The organism is Dyella sp., assembly GCF_036568765.1.
Taxonomy (GTDB): Bacteria; Pseudomonadota; Gammaproteobacteria; order Xanthomonadales; family Rhodanobacteraceae; genus GSA-30.
This window is the reverse complement of the sequence record NZ_DATCRY010000043.1, coordinates 1-14,802: the sequence shown is the minus strand read 5'-3', so window position 1 is coordinate 14,802 and position 14,802 is coordinate 1. Positions and strand designations below refer to the sequence as shown.

Here is a 14,802-nt window from a genome sequence, read left to right as displayed (position 1 = left end):
GGGCTTTCCTTGTCGTTGCGAACGCTCGGCTCATCGTCAACCCGGCAGCTTGAAGTGCGCCACCGAACGGCGCAGGTCGCTGGCCAGCTGTGCCAGGTAACCGATCGAGTCGGCCGTCTGGCTGGCACCTTGCGAAGTCTGCGAGGTAATTTCCTGAATCGCGTTCATCGACTGCGAAATATCCGTCGCCGCCGCCGATTGCTGGCGCGCCGCGGCGGAAATGTTCTGAATCAGCGCGGACAGATCGTGCGACACACGTTCGATATCGCCCAGCGCGCTACCGGCATCCTCGGCCAGACGGGCACCGGCCACCACTTCGGCGGTGGTCTGTTCCATCGAGTTCACCGCTTCGTTGGTATCGGACTGAATCGTCTGCACCAGCGTTTCGATTCGCTTCGTCGCACTCGCGGAGCGTTCCGCGAGGCGCTGCACTTCGTCCGCCACCACCGCGAAACCGCGGCCCGCTTCACCGGCCGAGGCCGCCTGGATAGCTGCGTTCAATGCCAGGATATTGGTCTGTTCGGCAATGTCGTTGATCAGTTCCACGATGGAGCCGATTTCTTGCGAGGATTCGCCCAGGCGCTTGATTCGCTTGGAGGTTTCCTGAATCTGATCGCGGATCGAGTCCATGCCCGAGATCGTCTCGCGCACCACCTCGGCACCGCGCGACGCGATCTGCACCGAGCGCTCGGCCACGTCGGCCGATTCGGCCGAGTCCTTGGACACATTGTCCATGGAGTTGGCGATCTGGTTGATGAGCGTGGTCGCCGAGCTGATTCGCTGCGCCTGGTGTTCGGCCGCGTCGGCCAGATGGCGTGCGGTGGTCTGGGTTTCCTGTGCCGACGAGGACACCTGTTCGGAGGTCTCGTTGATCGTGGTCACCAGGGTGCGCAACTCGTCGATCGCGTAGTTCACCGAGTCGGCGATAGCGCCGGTGATGTCCTCGGTAACGGTGGTCTTGACGGTCAGGTCGCCTTCGGCGAGCGAACCCATTTCGTCCAGCAAGCGCATGATCGCTTCCTGGTTACGCTGGTTGAGCTCGGTCGACTCACGGAAGCGGCGGCGCTGGTCGCCGATCTGCTGCAGCACCAGCAACACGGCGAACAAGGCCGCGCCGGCGGCGCCGAGCACGCCCCACCAGACATTCGGGAACAGGCGGCGCAATGGCAGCTTGCCGATCTGGTCGGACAGCTCGTTGGCGCGCAGCAGCACGTTCTGCGAATCGAGCGAGGCCTGGTTGCCGGAGCGTTTCACTTCGCTCAGGTTGCCGGCCGCGCTGATCAGCTTGTTGATCGGATCCTGCACATCGTTCCACTTGCTCTGCATGTCCGTCAGGATCTTGCGCGCGTTGGCATCGCCCATCGAACGCACACCGATATCCGAATTACCCGCGAGCAAGCCGTTGAGCACGCTGCCGTAAAGCTGGCCGTCGCGCGAGAGGCCGTCGGCGGCCGGCTGGGAAGCATCGCCGCCCTGCAGCACTTCCTGCACGCGGCGGATCATGCGGTCGGCGAGCAGCATCTGTCGCGCCGAGGTGTAGGTCTGTTCCGCGCTGCCGCCGCGCTGCTGCAGAATGTTCACTACCTGCTCCATGCTGGAGTTCAGTAGCGGCAGTTCGCGCGAGAGGGTGTTGGAACGCTGTGCCGAATCGAGCACCAGCGCCTTGTTGGAAAGGATCTTGCCGATATCGCTGTCGAGCTGGTTCCAGGCGCTGGTCAGGGCGGATACCGCGCGGCCGGCCGGCGAGGCATTGCCGTCGGCGTAGGGTTGCATGCTGCCCTTGGGATCGCCCTTGTTCAGGCGCTGCACGGCCGAATCGATGGAGTTGCGGTTGTTCTCCAGCTCCTTGAACGACTCGACGTTACCGTCCGCCGCTTCGAGGGCGTACTTGGCCGTCTGCTGCGAGAGCACCTGGATCTGCGTGGTCAGGCCGATCGCTTCGCGATCTTCGCCACCTTTGATGGTGAGCAGGACGAAATCCAGCACGGCGAAGCTGATCATGATCAGCAGCGCAACGATGATGATGCCGGAATAGTTCCGTTCCCTGCCGACGCCCCCTGTAGTGCTCATGCTCTTCACCTCGCCGTGTACATCGCACCGGCCTCATGGCCGGCGACATCCGGGGCTTCTTCTCTGAAGGCCCCTCGAACCATTCGTTGTCCCGGCCGCGAATGGCGCCGGGGTCCCAAGCTTTCGACGCGTCAGGCCGCGGCCTGACGGAAGTCAGGCGCGCGCACCAGCCGGTTCATGCTGAACAAGCCCAGCCGCTGCTCCCCGACCAGGTCGTCGACGAAACGGGTAAGGCGAGGATCGCTTTCGGGTTCGGCGTCGCGACGCTGTTCCGCATCGACGGTGCGCTGCCCGAACACCTCGTCCACCAACAAAGCGACGCTACCTGCGCCCTGGCGTACCACCAGCAGGCGGCTGCGTTCGGTGGGCTGGGTACGCTCGCCGAACAGGAAGCGCGCCAAGTCGATCACCGGCACCAGGTTGCCGCGGACGTTGGCGATGCCCAGCAGCCAGGTCTGCGTCCCGGGCACCGGGGTCAGCGGCGGCACGGCCAGCAGCTCGTTGATCTCGTCGATGCCGCTGACGAACGAGCGGCTGCCGGCGCGATAACCGATGCCACGCCACAAGCCGGGGGCTTCGAGGGTCGAAGGCGACTCGAGGGCGTGCGCCAGCGACAGGCGCTCGTAGTGCGCCAGGGTTTCGAAGGGAGTCATGGAGTGCTGGCTCATGAATGCCCTTAGGCTGCCGCACTGGGCAGCAGGTCATGAATGCAAGCCAGGAGCTCTTTTTCGTTGACCGGCTTGGTGATGAAGGCACGCGCGCCCTGGCGCAGGCCCCATACGCGGTCGGTCTCCATCGACTTGGTCGTGATCATCACGATCGGCACGCCGGCGGTCACCGGGTCGCGCGTCAGCGTCCGGGTGGCCTGGAAGCCATTCATGCCCGGCATGATCACGTCCATGATCACCAGGTCAGGCAGCTCGGCGCGCACGCGCTCGATGCCCTCCTCGGCGTTGCCGATGGACTCGACACGATGACCCGCCCGCTCAAGCAGCGTGGTGAACACGCGTACGTCGGTCGGCGAATCGTCGATGATTAGGATATTGGCCACAGCTCCCCCTCAGATGCTGTAGTCGCGCAAGGTTCAAACCGTGCTGCTGACATGTCGATGGATAGCGCCCAGCAGTTCATCGCGGGTGAACGGCTTGGTCAGATACTGTTCCGCACCCACGATGCGTCCGCGAGCCTTGTCGAACAGACCGTCCTTCGAGCTCAGCATGATCACCGGAGTGCCGCGAAACTGCGGATTATTCTTGATCAACGCGCACGTCTGGTAGCCGTCCAGGCGCGGCATCATGATGTCCACGAAGATGATCGACGGACGCTGGTCGGAAATCTTGGCCAAGGCCTCGAAACCGTCGACGGCGGTCAGCACGTCGCAGCCTTCCTTCTTCAACAAGGTCTCCGCCGTACGGCGGATCGTCTTGGAGTCGTCGATAACCATGACCTTCAGACCGGCCAGGCCATTGCCATTTACGTTCAAGTTCACGTACCCCCCCTGCAACCTGCCCCGGCTCAGGTAAACGCATAGCCGTCAGCTCTTTGGCTGCCGGCTCGGTAGAAATCCAAGAATTCCGCAAGAATGATTCCGTAACCCGCTCGTCAGGCGGGCTTTTATGCATTTGCTGTTTACCGCCTTCACTGCCGTGACGTCAAGCTGCAATTGCTTACACTGCTTCCGAAATCGCGATTCCCACGTCTTCACATTCGACTGGAGGGCGGCCTTGTTCCGGGAGCCGGCCGTCCCCAACCTTGCCGCCCAAGGATGGCCTCGGCGAACATGGCCGTTTTCACATAATTGCGCTACCGGAGAATGACGATGACCCTGTCGGTCGCCGTACTTATGGACCCCATCGGGAACATCAAGATCGTGAAGGATACGACCTTTGCGATGCTGCTGGAGGGCCAGCGGCGCGGGCACCGCCTGCTTTACATGGAGCAGGGCGACCTGGCGATTCGCGACGGCATTCCCTGGGGGCGAGTGGCCGAGCTGACGGTCAAGGACGATCCCAAGGGCTGGTACAGCCTGGAGGAAGCGCGCTGGACCGATCTGCGAGAGCTCGATGTGGTGCTCATGCGTAAGGATCCACCCGTCGACCCGCAATTTCTTTACGACACGATGGTACTGGAGCTGGCACAGAAAGCCGGCGTTCTGGTTATCAACGACCCGCAGGCTTTGCGCGACTGCAACGAAAAGCTGTTTGCCACGCACTTTCCGCAGTGCATGGTACCGACCCTGGTCTCGCGCCATGCCGGCGAGCTGCGCCGCTTTGCCGAGGAACATGGCGAAGTAGTGCTCAAGCCGCTGGACGGCATGGGCGGGCGCGGCATCTTCCGGGTCAAAGCCGGCGATACCAACCTGAACTCCATGCTGGAGACGCTCCTGGCTGGCGGTCCGCACGGCGAAGGCCGGCAATTCACCATGGCGCAGAAGTACATCCCGCAGATCAGCGCAGGCGACAAGCGGATTCTGCTGATCGATGGCGAACCGGTGCCCTACGCGCTGGCGCGTATCCCCCAGGGCAACGAGTTCCGCGGCAACCTGGCCGCTGGTGGCCGGGGGGTAGGCGTACCGCTGTCCGAGCGCGATCGCTGGATTGCCGCTGAGGTGGCGCCGGAACTCAAGCGACGCGGCCTGATTTTCGTCGGTCTGGATGTCATCGGCGACTACCTCACCGAGATCAACGTCACATCGCCGACGTGCGTGCGCGAGCTCGATGCACAATTCGGCCTTAATATTGCCGGACAATTATTCGATGTCATCGACACCCTTGCCTCCGGAACCTAAGCGCACGTGACCGCTACCGCCCGCCCGAACAACGGCGCCGATCCTATCGGCGCCACGCTGCTGTTCTCGCTACTGCTGCACGGCGTGCTGTTGCTGGGCCTCACCTTCCACTACGCCAAACCTACGCCCAGCCTGCCGACCCTGGATGTGACCCTGGTGGACGTGGCCAACCGCGAGGCGCCGGACCAGGCCGACTTCCTGGCGCAGGCCAACAACGCCGGCGGCGGCCAGAGCGACAAGGCAGCGCGACCTTCCCAACCGTTCTCGGGCTTGCTGCCGGTCGAAACCCAAGGCACCGCGCCACAGCATGTCGATGCCGCCACGCCAGCACCACGCGAGGCGACCTCGCAGCGCCTGGTCACCACCACAGGCCAGAGCCCGCAGACGGTCGACAGCGATAGCGGCCAGACCGCCACGACCGACCAGCAGAGCGCCGACGAACTTCGCCGGCAAGAAGAAATGGCCCGGCTGGCCGCCGAATTGCGCGACAAGAGCGAGGCCTACGCCAAGCGGCCGAAGAAGAAGTTCATTTCGGCCAACACCAAGGAATACGTTTACGCTGCCTATATGCGCGGCTGGGTGGACCGCATCGAGCGCATTGGCAACCTCAACTATCCGAATGAGGCGCGTCAGCGCGGCGTCCATGGCGAGCTGGTGCTGACGGTAGCGCTCAACCATGACGGCAGCATCAAGAGCATCGATGTCATCAAGAGTTCGGGCCAGCCGCTGCTGGACGAATCGGCCAAGCGCATCGTGCGACTGGCGGCACCGTTTCCCGCTTTGCCTGCGGACAAGGAACGCGTGGATGAGCTCTACATCACGCGGACCTGGCTGTTTCAGCCGGGGGATGTGTTGAAGACGCGGTAGTTGGCGTGAGAGGGCAATGTGCGGAGCATTCCCACGCAGACTCACCTCACGCCTACACCACATGTCTTTAGTCTCAACACGATAGCTAGACATAAAGCACGTATTTCGTTCGGCAACGCCCCTCCGTTCACGCCATAGGCTTACAATGGAGCCATGACCTCCCCCAGTCAGCCAACCCTCGCCGGCCACTTCCTGATCGCCATGCCCAGCTTGGCGGAACCGCCCTTCTGCCGCGGCGTCGCCTTCGTCTGCCAGCACGATGAAGACGGTGCGGTGGGCCTGCTGATCAACCAGTTGTCCGAATACCGCCTCGGCGATGTGCTGGCCCAGATGAAACTGGGGTGCTCGGATGCCGACCTGGCCGATGCGCCCGTATTGATCGGGGGACCGGTGCAGCAGGAGCGCGGCTTCGTACTGCATCGCGAGCATGGACACTGGGAGTCGAGCTACCGCATCAATGACGACTGGTCCGTCACCACATCGCGCGACATTCTAGTGGCCATGGCCGCTGGTGAAGGACCACGCCTGGCCATGATGGCACTGGGCTACGCTGGCTGGAGCGCCGGGCAACTGGAGCAGGAACTCAAGGACAACGCCTGGCTGACCGTCGAGGCCAGCGAACGGGTGGTGTTTCATACGCCGTTGGAGGAGCGCTGGAGCGCCGCCGCCGGCTTGGTTGGCGTCGACCCTCTGCAACTACTCGGTTACGCGGGACACGCATGAGCTGTGCCCTGGGTTTCGACTACGGCAGCCGGCTGATCGGCGTGGCCGTGGGCAACCGGCTGACCGCCAGCGCACGTGGCATCGCCGCCATTCCCAATCGCCAAAGCGTTCCCGATTGGACCCAACTGGACAGCCTCCGCAAGGACTGGCTACCCGATACCCTGGTGGTCGGCCTTCCGCTGACCCTGGAGGGCGAGGAGCAACCGGCCAGCCGGGCCGCGCGTCGGTTCGCCGAGCAGTTGGGCGAGCGTTACGGCCTGCCCGTGGTGCTGGTCGACGAGCGCCATACCTCGCGCGAAGCCGCACAACGCTTCGCCCAGGCACGCGCCGCCGGCCTCAAGCGCAAGAGCGATGCCCTTAAGATCGATGCCGAAGCCGCCGCGGTTATCCTCGAGCGTTGGCTCAGCGGCGTCAGCCAACCCCTGCCCGGGATGGCATCATGAGCCCCGCCCGTCTTCCTCATACGCACCGATCCATCACTATGACCCAACGCCTGCGTCATCTGACCTCGCTCGAACACCTGCCCAGCGCCACCATCGAACGCCTGCTCGACCGGGCCGTTTCGATGCGCGATGCCTGCGCGCATGGCACGCGCAAGCTCGACCTGCTGACCGGCCGCACGGTGTTGAACTTGTTCTTCGAGCCATCGACACGCACGCGAACGTCGTTCGAGCTGGCCGCGCGCCGGCTCGGTGCGGACGTGATCAATTTCGATATCGGCCTGTCCTCGACCAGCAAGGGCGAAGCCTTGTTCGACACCTTGCATACACTCGAGGCGATGCACCTGGATACGATCGTGGTGCGCCACAAGGTATCCGGCACGCCCGATGAGTTGGTGCGCCATGCAATGAGCGGCGTGTCGGTGATCAATGCAGGCGACGGCAATCGCGCACACCCGACCCAGGGGCTGCTCGACATGCTGACTATTCGCGAGCACCGGCCGGATTTTTCCCAGCTCAAGGTTGTCATCTGCGGCGATGTGAAGCACTCGCGCGTGGCGCGCTCGGATGTGCACGCGCTTCGCGCGCTGGGCGTGAAGGATATCCGTCTGTGCGGCCCGGCCGGCCTGATGCCGGATGCGAAGGACTTCCCCGGTTGCACGCTATCGGACAATTTCGACCAGGCCATTGACGGCGTCGACGTGACGATCATGCTGCGCCTGCAGAAAGAGCGTATGGCGTCGACGGATCTGCCAGACGAAAGCGCTTATTTCGCGCGGTTCGGCCTGGACAATCGTCGCCTGGCACGCGCCGGCAAAGGCTGCCTGGTGATGCATCCAGGCCCGCTCAACCGCGGTATCGAGATTGCGTCGGAAGTGGCCGATGGCGCGCAATCGCGTATCCTCGAGCAGGTCAGCAATGGTGTGTTCGTGCGGATGGCGGTGCTTTGCGAGGTTATGGGGCGCTGATGCCTTGCTACCTCCCCTGTTCAAAGGGGAGGGTCGGGGACGAGTCAAGTACTTACCAATGTCCGCATGCCACCCCGGCAAAGAGCGCGTAACTTTCCGAGGTTTACCGCTTCTCCATGAGCCGGGGTCGTGGCAGCCGCAATTACACGCGCTCGATCGCAATCGCCGTTGCCTCACCGCCACCGATGCACAACGAGGCCACGCCGCGCTTGAGTCCATGCCGCTGCAATGCGTGCAGCAAGGTGACGATCAAACGCGCGCCCGTCGCACCGATCGGGTGACCCAGCGCGCACGCCCCACCGTGCACATTCAAGATGTCATGGCCGATACCCAGTTCGCGCATAGCCGCCATCGCGACCACGGCAAACGCCTCATTGATTTCGAACAGATCCACGTCACCCACCGACCAGCCGACTTTATCCAGCAGCTTGCGGATCGCCGGCGCAGGCGCCGTGGTGAACCATTCAGGGGCCTGACTATGCGTGGCATGGCCGCGGATCTCGGCCAGGATCGGCAAACCCTCGCGCTCGGCAAGCGAGCGCCGCGTGAGCAGCAAGGCCGCCGCACCATCGGCATTCGCTGAAGCACTGGCCGCCGTGATCGTGCCATCGCTGCGGAAGGCCGGGCGCAACGTCGGAATCTTGCCCGGATCGACCTTTAACGGATGCTCGTCGCGCGACACAGCGACCGCGCCACCGCGCCCAGGCACTTCCACGGCAACAATCTCGGCATCGAAGATGCCCTGCTCTACCGCCGCTCGCGCGCGACGCAACGTTTCCATCGCATAGGCATCCTGTGCGGCGCGGTCAAAACCATAGGCTGCCGCCGTCGCCTCGCCGAAATCGCCCATGGGCCGGCCACCTTCATAGGCATCTTCCAGGCCGTCGAGCAGCATGTGATCGAGCGCCTGCTGATGCCCCGCGCGATAGCCCGAGCGCGCCTTGGGTAGCAAGTAAGGTGCGTTGGACATGCTTTCCATGCCTCCGGCCAGCACGACATCGGCGCTACCGGCCAGCAGGAGATCGTGCGCAAGCATGGTGGCCTTCATGCCCGACCCGCAGACTTTGTTGACGGTGGTGGCGCCGACCGCGTCCGGGATACCGGCCGCTCGCGCGGCCTGACGCGCTGGCGCCTGCCCCTGCCCAGCCGGAAGGACACAACCCAAGATCGCTTCGCTAACCCGGTCGGGCGCAAGTCCCGTGCGCTCCAGAGCGGCTTTCGCCGCAGCTGCGCCCAGCGCGGATGCCGGCAACGGCGTGAGCTCGCCCAGAAAACGCCCCAACGGCGTACGTACCGCCGAAACAATCACGATGGGGTCGGTGGCTTGCATAGGGAGCCTCGTTGGATGGATGACGGATGGCATCTTAGATGACGATCATCATCAGACAAAACAAGGGCTCCTTGGCAGAGCGCACGAAAGAACAAACTTTTTTGTTAGCTACACGTTATGGCTACCCGTAAAGAAGGCATAATGTGCGGCGCAAAAAATCATCTTCCACAAGGAATCAAGATGCGACCGACGACGCGCTTAGTTGCGCTCGGCCTGACAGGCACACTGCTGCTGGCCGCCTGTGCACACAAGGACAAAGATGCCCCGCTGGCCTTCGTTCCGGCTGACACACCGTACGTGGTGGCCAACCTGGATGTGCTTGACGACAGCACGCGTTCGGCGCTGCTGAGCCAGGCCGATGCCGAGCTGCACCAGCAGATTGCGCAGCTGAAGGTGGCTGCCGAGGACATGAAGGACCCCGATAGCGCACGCTTGCTCAAGGCATTTATCGCCGAGCTGGACGGCAAGACAATCGAAACGTTCGCACAGAACAATGGTCTCGATCTGAAGGGTTACTCGGCGTTCTACGGCGTCGGTCTTGCACCGGTGGCACGTATCCAGCTGACCGACCCGAAGGCCTTCGATGCCTTCGTCGGCCGCCTGGAAACCGCCTATGGCAAGAAGCTCGACACGGCCAGCATCGGCAACCAGTCGTACCGCAAACACGTATCGACCGAAGCCGGCACCCAGGTCATTCTGGCTACGGTGGGTAAACAGGCCGTTGCCGCGCTGCTGCCGGCCGACGCCTCCGAAGCCGTGCTACGGCAGGTATTGGGCCTGGATCGCCCGGCCAAGAGCCTGCAGGACGATGGCCGCCTCAAGCAAATCGCCAAAGACAAGGGGTACAAGCCTTACATCGTCGGCCAACTCGACGTGGCGCGGACGCTCGCATTGGCCTCCAGCGGCAAAGATCCCTTCTTTGCCGCCATGCTCAAGGCGCATGCAGAAAGCGAAGCGGCCAAGACCGGCGAGCCGGTAGCCAACCAGATGCAGGTTCCTGCCAGTTGCCAGGCCGACACGGCGCGTATTGCCGCCCGCGTGCCGTCGATGAGCTTCGGTTACACGACGCTCGATGCCAAGCGGCAGACTGCCCGTTTTGACCTCGCCCTGGCCGATGACATCGTCAAAGCGTTCTCCGGCTTGAAAGTCGCCCTTCCGGGCCTGGGTACCGATGCCGATGCACCGTTCGATCTGAGCATCGCGCTGCCGGTGAAAGATCTGCGCACATTCTGGTCTGCGCAAGCCGATGCCGTCGCGGCGAAACCATTCAGCTGCCCGGCGCTGCTGGATATGAACGATCAGTTTGCCAAGATCGGCCAGCTGGCCGATCGCGCTGCAATGCCACCGTTCGGCGACATGCAAGGTCTGCGCATTGTGCTGGACAGTTTCGCGCCGGATCCGAACGCGACCCTGCCCAAGTTCACCGGTCGTGTACTGCTGGCCACCAGCAACCCTGCTGGCCTGATCGCCCTTGGCCAGGTCGGCATGCCGGCGCTAGGCCAGCTCAAGCTGACCCAGGACGGCAAACCCGTTGCGCTGCCTGAGAACATGACGGCAACGCTCGGTCAGCCTGCCTGGGCCGCCATGAACGACAAGGCCCTGGCTTTAGGCATCGGTGCTGGCGAAGACAGCAAGCTTGGCGATCTGCTGAAGGCCAGCGAAGGCGACGCCGGTCGTATGATGCGCATGCATCTGAGCGGCGACATGTACATGACCTGGGTGCAGGCCATGGAAGCAAAGTCCGAGCAGTTGGCGCAGATCACCGCGACGATGAATAAAGAAGGCGATGACGGCGATGCTGCGAAGGAGCAACAGCAAGCCGCGGCTCGCTCGAAGGCACAATTCGAATCGATGCGTATGCAGGCGGCACGCATCAAGAATCTCGGTGGCGAAGCGCACGTTGACGAGCATGGCCTGGTGGTCACCAATAACGTCGAAGTGAAATAAGCTGTCGATAAAACGCCGTCGATAAGCACGGAATACGGAACGGGGCGCGCAAGTGCCCCGTTTTGCTATACGACTAGCAAAGTTTCGACGGCACGCGCACGCCAATTTCGCGTTCCCTCTCCCGCGCTGAACGTCATCATCCAACGGCCACATCGCGTTCACCCGCTTCTTGATGCCATGGCATCACGGTTATTGTCGAGTTTGGCAAACCGTCTGTCCTTATCGACAGCATTCCTTTTCAGCAAGGAGGTCGCCATGTCTATTTCACTTCGCAAAGCTCTGATCGCCGCCAGCTTTGTTGCTGCGTTCGGTGCACTGCCGTTGACCCAGGCTGTCGCGCAGGATTCAAGCGCCGCCATGAGCAAATCCTCGGATAACCAGACCGTACCAGGCAAAGTCGATGACGCTTGGATCACCACCAAGGTAAAATCCGAATTCGCTGCCAATAAGGCGGTCAAGGCTACGGATATTTCGGTCAGCACCACCGAGGGTGTAGTGACCTTGAGCGGTACGGTCGCCACCAAGATGGAAAAGACCCATGCCGAAGCGATCGCCAAGAAGGTCAAGGGCGTCAAGAGCGTCGATGCCAGCGGTTTGACGGTCGGCAGCGCCGCGGCATCGAGCAAATCTTCCGGTACGTGATCGCGCAGGCGGCCATACGGTCGCAAAAATAAAAAGGAGCCCGCAAGGGCTCCTTTTTGTGTCAAGAAACCGAAGGATCAGCGCTGATACATGCCGCCGCCGAACTGGTTGCTGTCGCGCGTTTCCTCCAGTTCCACGCCATCCAGGCCCTGCGACAGCGTGTGCGCGTCGCCGCCTTGCGCGAGCTTGATACGCAAGCGCACTTCGTTCGAGCTGTCTGCGTGACGCAAGGCATCTTCGTAGGAGATTTCGCCGGCGTGATAGAGCTCGACCAAGCTCTGGTCGAAGGTCTTCATGCCCAGGTTGGTCGACTCCTTCATCACTTCCTTGAGCTTGTGGATCTCGCCCTGGCGGATGTAATCCTGCACCAGCGGCGTGCCCAGCATCACTTCGACTGCGACGCGACGCGCCTTGCCGTCCGGGGTGGGTATCAACTGCTGCGCGACGATCCCCTTGAGGTTCAGCGACAAGTCCATGAACAACTGCTGCCGCCGATCTTCCGGGAAGAAGTGCAGGATGCGATCCAGCGCCTGATTGGCATTGTTCGCGTGCAGAGTGCACAAGCAAAGATGACCGGTTTCGGAGAAGTTGATCGCGTACTCCATGGTTTCGCGGGTACGCACTTCGCCGATCATGATCACGTCGGGAGCCTGGCGCAGGGTGTTCTTCAGCGCGTTTTCCCAACTGTCCGTATCGATGCCCAGTTCGCGCTGGGTAATGATGCAACCTTCGTGCTTGTGCACGTATTCGATCGGGTCTTCGATGGTGATGATATGCCCGGTCGAGTTCTGGTTGCGGTAGCCGATCATCGACGCCAGCGAGGTCGATTTACCGGTACCGGTACCGCCCACGAAGATGATGATGCCGCGCTTGGTCATCGCCAACTGCTTGATTACCGGCGGCAGGCTCAGCTCTTCGATCGTCGGGATCTTCGATTCGATCCGGCGCAGCACCATGCCGACGCAGTTGCGCTGGTAGAAGCACGAGACGCGAAAGCGGCCCACGCCTTGGGCGGAAATCGCGAACTGGCACTCGTGGGTCTTTTCGAACTCCTCGCGCTGCGAGGGCGTCATGATGTTGATCACCATGTCGCGCGATTGCTGCGCCGAGAGCGGGCTCTGCGTAATGGGAACCACACGGCCTTGCACCTTCATCGACGGCGCGATACCGGCCGTGATGAATAGGTCGGAGGCCTTCTTGTGGACCATCAGCTTGAGGAATGAGGTGAAATCGAAGTCGCTCATGGTGGTCTCCCTCGGAGAGGGTCAGGGGTGAGGTAAAAAAGGTAGACGCCTACCCTCACCCATTATTTAAATTGCTCTTTGGCCTTCGCATAACCGACCGCTTGCTGACGCGTCACCAAGCCGCGCTTGACCAGGTCGAGCAGGATCTGGTCCAGCGTCTGCATGCCGTACTGCTGGCCGGTCTGGATGGATGAATACATCTGCGCGACCTTGTCCTCGCGGATCAGGTTACGGATCGCCGGAATGCCGACCATGATCTCGTGGGCCGCAATGCGACCGCCGCCGACCTTCTTGAGCAAGGTCTGCGAGATGACCGCGCGCAGCGATTCGGACAGCATCGAGCGCACCATCGGCTTCTCGCCGGCCGGAAACACGTCGATGATACGGTCGATGGTCTTGGCCGCCGAACTGGTATGCAGGGTGCCGAATACCAAGTGGCCGGTCTCCGCCGCGGTCAGCGCCAGACGGATGGTCTCCAGATCGCGCAACTCGCCGACGAGGATATAGTCCGGGTCTTCACGCAGCGCCGAGCGCAACGCCTCGTTGAAGCCGTGGGTGTCGCGGTGCACCTCGCGCTGGTTGACCAGGCACTTCTGCGAGGTGTGTACGAATTCGATCGGATCCTCGACGGTGAGGATATGGCCGTACTCGTTCTTGTTGATGTGATCGACCATCGCCGCCAGCGTGGTGGACTTACCCGAACCTGTCGGTCCGGTCACCAGGATCAGTCCTTGGGGCTGCTCGATCAGCTCACGGAAGATACGCGGTGCGGCCAGGTCCTCGAGGGTCAGCACCTCGGAGGGAATGGTACGGAACACCGCACCGGCGCCACGGTTCTGGTTGAAGGCGTTGACGCGGAAGCGCGCCAGACCGGGTATCTCGAACGAGAAGTCGGTTTCGAAGAACTCTTCGTAGTCGCGCCGCTGTTTGTCCGACATGATGTCGTAGATCAGCGAGTGGACCTGCTTGTGCTCCAGCGCCGGGATGTTGATGCGGCGCACGTCGCCGTCCACGCGAATCATCGGCGGCAGGCCGGCGGACAGGTGCAAGTCCGATGCCTTGTTCTTCACCGAGAAGGCCAGCAGTTCGGCGATATCCATCGGTTCCCCCTAAAACCTCAAGTCCAATTGCTTGTTATATGGCCTTTTGGGGACGGGCACGGCCGACAGCGCCGAACCGGTTGCCGCCATCCCCTTCAGGCAGCGGCCCGATACTACTCGGGCGGTGGCCTGCCCCACCAGCCTTGCCTACAGGTCTATGCCCAAAGTGCGAACCGGGTGGGCGAAACAGTGGCTTATTCAAGCAGCCGGGTGTGACACGCCGATGAGTTAAGGTACGCAGGTTCCATTTGTCCAGGAAGCGGCATGACTCACATTGCTTTTATCGGCGGCGGCAACATGGCGCGCAGCCTGATCGGCGGACTGCTCAAGACCGGCACCTCCGCCTCGACCATCCGCGTGGCCGAACCGCGCGCCGATGCGCGCCAGGAGCTCGGCCGTGAATTCGGCGTGGCCTGTTTTGCCGAGAACCGACTCGCCGCGGCCGAGGCGGATATCCTGCTGCTGGCGGTCAAGCCGCACATCATGCCCGCGCTGCAAAGCGAGCTGCGCGATGACTTGCAGCGCCGCCGCCCCTTGCTGATCTCCATTGCCGCGGGTGTACGGGTCGACCAGCTCGAGCGCTGGTTCGGGCATGGCCTGCCCATCGTGCGCTGCATGCCGAATACGCCGGCCCTGATCGGTGCCGGCGCGACCGGGTTGTATGCCAATCACCGTGTAAGCCC

15 protein-coding genes are annotated in these 14,802 nt (G+C 62.6%); 8 read left to right on the top strand and 7 right to left on the bottom strand.

Translation table 11 applies throughout. The features are described 5' to 3' along the window. Nucleotides 1-36 precede the first annotated feature (36 nt). From VIM98_RS03640 to pilG, 4 genes are all read right to left on the bottom strand, one after another. Complete coding sequence (locus VIM98_RS03640; RefSeq protein WP_331991733.1) at nt 37-2,070, bottom strand: methyl-accepting chemotaxis protein; 2,034 nt, start codon at nt 2,068-2,070, stop codon at nt 37-39. Between the two features lie 131 nt (nt 2,071-2,201). Next, nucleotides 2,202-2,723: a chemotaxis protein CheW gene (locus VIM98_RS03635; protein WP_414650186.1), complete on the bottom strand. Its 522-nt coding sequence runs from the start codon at nt 2,721-2,723 to the stop codon at nt 2,202-2,204. A 23-nt stretch (nt 2,724-2,746) separates the two neighbouring features. Further along, a complete protein-coding gene (locus VIM98_RS03630) occupies nt 2,747-3,121 on the bottom strand; it encodes a response regulator (RefSeq protein ID WP_331991731.1) in 375 nt (124 codons plus the stop codon). A 33-nt stretch (nt 3,122-3,154) separates the two neighbouring features. Next, on the bottom strand, nt 3,155-3,514 hold the full coding sequence (gene pilG, locus VIM98_RS03625) for a twitching motility response regulator PilG (protein ID WP_414650187.1): 360 nt from the start codon (nt 3,512-3,514) through the stop codon (nt 3,155-3,157). A 375-nt stretch (nt 3,515-3,889) separates the two neighbouring features. On the opposite strand from pilG, the gene gshB reads away from it, so the two are divergent. From gshB to VIM98_RS03600, 5 genes are all read left to right on the top strand, one after another. Further along, nucleotides 3,890-4,858: a glutathione synthase gene (gene gshB / locus VIM98_RS03620; protein ID WP_331991729.1), complete on the top strand. Its 969-nt coding sequence runs from the start codon at nt 3,890-3,892 to the stop codon at nt 4,856-4,858. Nucleotides 4,859-4,864: 6 nt separating this feature from the next. Next, nucleotides 4,865-5,725 (top strand): energy transducer TonB, encoded by an 861-nt coding sequence (locus VIM98_RS03615; RefSeq protein WP_331991728.1) that lies wholly within the window; start codon nt 4,865-4,867, stop codon nt 5,723-5,725. Between the two features lie 153 nt (nt 5,726-5,878). Next, the gene (locus VIM98_RS03610; protein ID WP_331991727.1) at nt 5,879-6,448 is read left to right on the top strand and encodes a YqgE/AlgH family protein; all 570 of its coding nucleotides are present in this window, start codon (nt 5,879-5,881) and stop codon (nt 6,446-6,448) included. Next, nucleotides 6,445-6,891, top strand: coding sequence for a Holliday junction resolvase RuvX (gene ruvX, locus VIM98_RS03605; RefSeq protein WP_331991726.1), 447 nt, complete (start codon nt 6,445-6,447; stop codon nt 6,889-6,891). The genes VIM98_RS03610 and ruvX overlap by 4 nt, the downstream gene beginning before the upstream one ends. A gap of 38 nt (nt 6,892-6,929) precedes the next feature. Continuing rightward, nucleotides 6,930-7,856 carry an aspartate carbamoyltransferase catalytic subunit gene (locus tag VIM98_RS03600; RefSeq protein ID WP_331991738.1) on the top strand — a complete coding sequence of 309 codons (927 nt, stop codon included), beginning with the start codon at nt 6,930-6,932 and terminating at the stop codon, nt 7,854-7,856. A 142-nt stretch (nt 7,857-7,998) separates the two neighbouring features. Here VIM98_RS03600 and VIM98_RS03595 read toward each other — a convergent pair whose 3' ends face one another. Next, on the bottom strand, nt 7,999-9,186 hold the full coding sequence (locus tag VIM98_RS03595; protein WP_331991725.1) for an acetyl-CoA C-acyltransferase: 1,188 nt from the start codon (nt 9,184-9,186) through the stop codon (nt 7,999-8,001). 180 nt (nt 9,187-9,366) lie between these two features. Between VIM98_RS03595 and VIM98_RS03590 the strand changes: the two genes are divergently transcribed. Then, complete coding sequence (locus VIM98_RS03590) at nt 9,367-11,133, top strand: hypothetical protein (RefSeq protein WP_331991724.1); 1,767 nt, start codon at nt 9,367-9,369, stop codon at nt 11,131-11,133. A 255-nt stretch (nt 11,134-11,388) separates the two neighbouring features. After that, nucleotides 11,389-11,775, top strand: coding sequence for a BON domain-containing protein (locus tag VIM98_RS03585; protein WP_331991723.1), 387 nt, complete (start codon nt 11,389-11,391; stop codon nt 11,773-11,775). A gap of 77 nt (nt 11,776-11,852) precedes the next feature. Here VIM98_RS03585 and VIM98_RS03580 read toward each other — a convergent pair whose 3' ends face one another. Both VIM98_RS03580 and VIM98_RS03575 read right to left on the bottom strand, forming a co-directional pair. Beyond that, nucleotides 11,853-13,019 carry a PilT/PilU family type 4a pilus ATPase gene (locus tag VIM98_RS03580; protein WP_331991722.1) on the bottom strand — a complete coding sequence of 389 codons (1,167 nt, stop codon included), beginning with the start codon at nt 13,017-13,019 and terminating at the stop codon, nt 11,853-11,855. Between the two features lie 62 nt (nt 13,020-13,081). After that, nucleotides 13,082-14,119, bottom strand: coding sequence for a type IV pilus twitching motility protein PilT (locus tag VIM98_RS03575; protein WP_331991721.1), 1,038 nt, complete (start codon nt 14,117-14,119; stop codon nt 13,082-13,084). Nucleotides 14,120-14,383: 264 nt separating this feature from the next. On the opposite strand from VIM98_RS03575, the gene VIM98_RS03570 reads away from it, so the two are divergent. Further along, nucleotides 14,384-14,802: pyrroline-5-carboxylate reductase family protein (locus VIM98_RS03570; RefSeq protein ID WP_331991720.1), on the top strand; the 419-nt coding region annotated here is incomplete at its 3' end.

Coding starts and splice junctions, on each gene's coding strand:
- VIM98_RS03575 (WP_331991721.1), bottom strand. CDS start 14,119: ATGGATATCGCCGAACTGCTGGCCTTCTCGGTGAAGAACAAGGCATCG.
- ruvX (WP_331991726.1), top strand. CDS start 6,445: ATGAGCTGTGCCCTGGGTTTCGACTACGGCAGCCGGCTGATCGGCGTG.
- VIM98_RS03635 (WP_414650186.1), bottom strand. CDS start 2,723: ATGACTCCCTTCGAAACCCTGGCGCACTACGAGCGCCTGTCGCTGGCG.
- VIM98_RS03600 (WP_331991738.1), top strand. CDS start 6,930: ATGACCCAACGCCTGCGTCATCTGACCTCGCTCGAACACCTGCCCAGC.
- pilG (WP_414650187.1), bottom strand. CDS start 3,514: ATGGTTATCGACGACTCCAAGACGATCCGCCGTACGGCGGAGACCTTG.
- VIM98_RS03580 (WP_331991722.1), bottom strand. CDS start 13,019: ATGAGCGACTTCGATTTCACCTCATTCCTCAAGCTGATGGTCCACAAG.
- gshB (WP_331991729.1), top strand. CDS start 3,890: ATGACCCTGTCGGTCGCCGTACTTATGGACCCCATCGGGAACATCAAG.
- VIM98_RS03610 (WP_331991727.1), top strand. CDS start 5,879: ATGACCTCCCCCAGTCAGCCAACCCTCGCCGGCCACTTCCTGATCGCC.
- VIM98_RS03595 (WP_331991725.1), bottom strand. CDS start 9,186: ATGCAAGCCACCGACCCCATCGTGATTGTTTCGGCGGTACGTACGCCG.
- VIM98_RS03590 (WP_331991724.1), top strand. CDS start 9,367: ATGCGACCGACGACGCGCTTAGTTGCGCTCGGCCTGACAGGCACACTG.
- VIM98_RS03640 (WP_331991733.1), bottom strand. CDS start 2,070: ATGAGCACTACAGGGGGCGTCGGCAGGGAACGGAACTATTCCGGCATC.
- VIM98_RS03585 (WP_331991723.1), top strand. CDS start 11,389: ATGTCTATTTCACTTCGCAAAGCTCTGATCGCCGCCAGCTTTGTTGCT.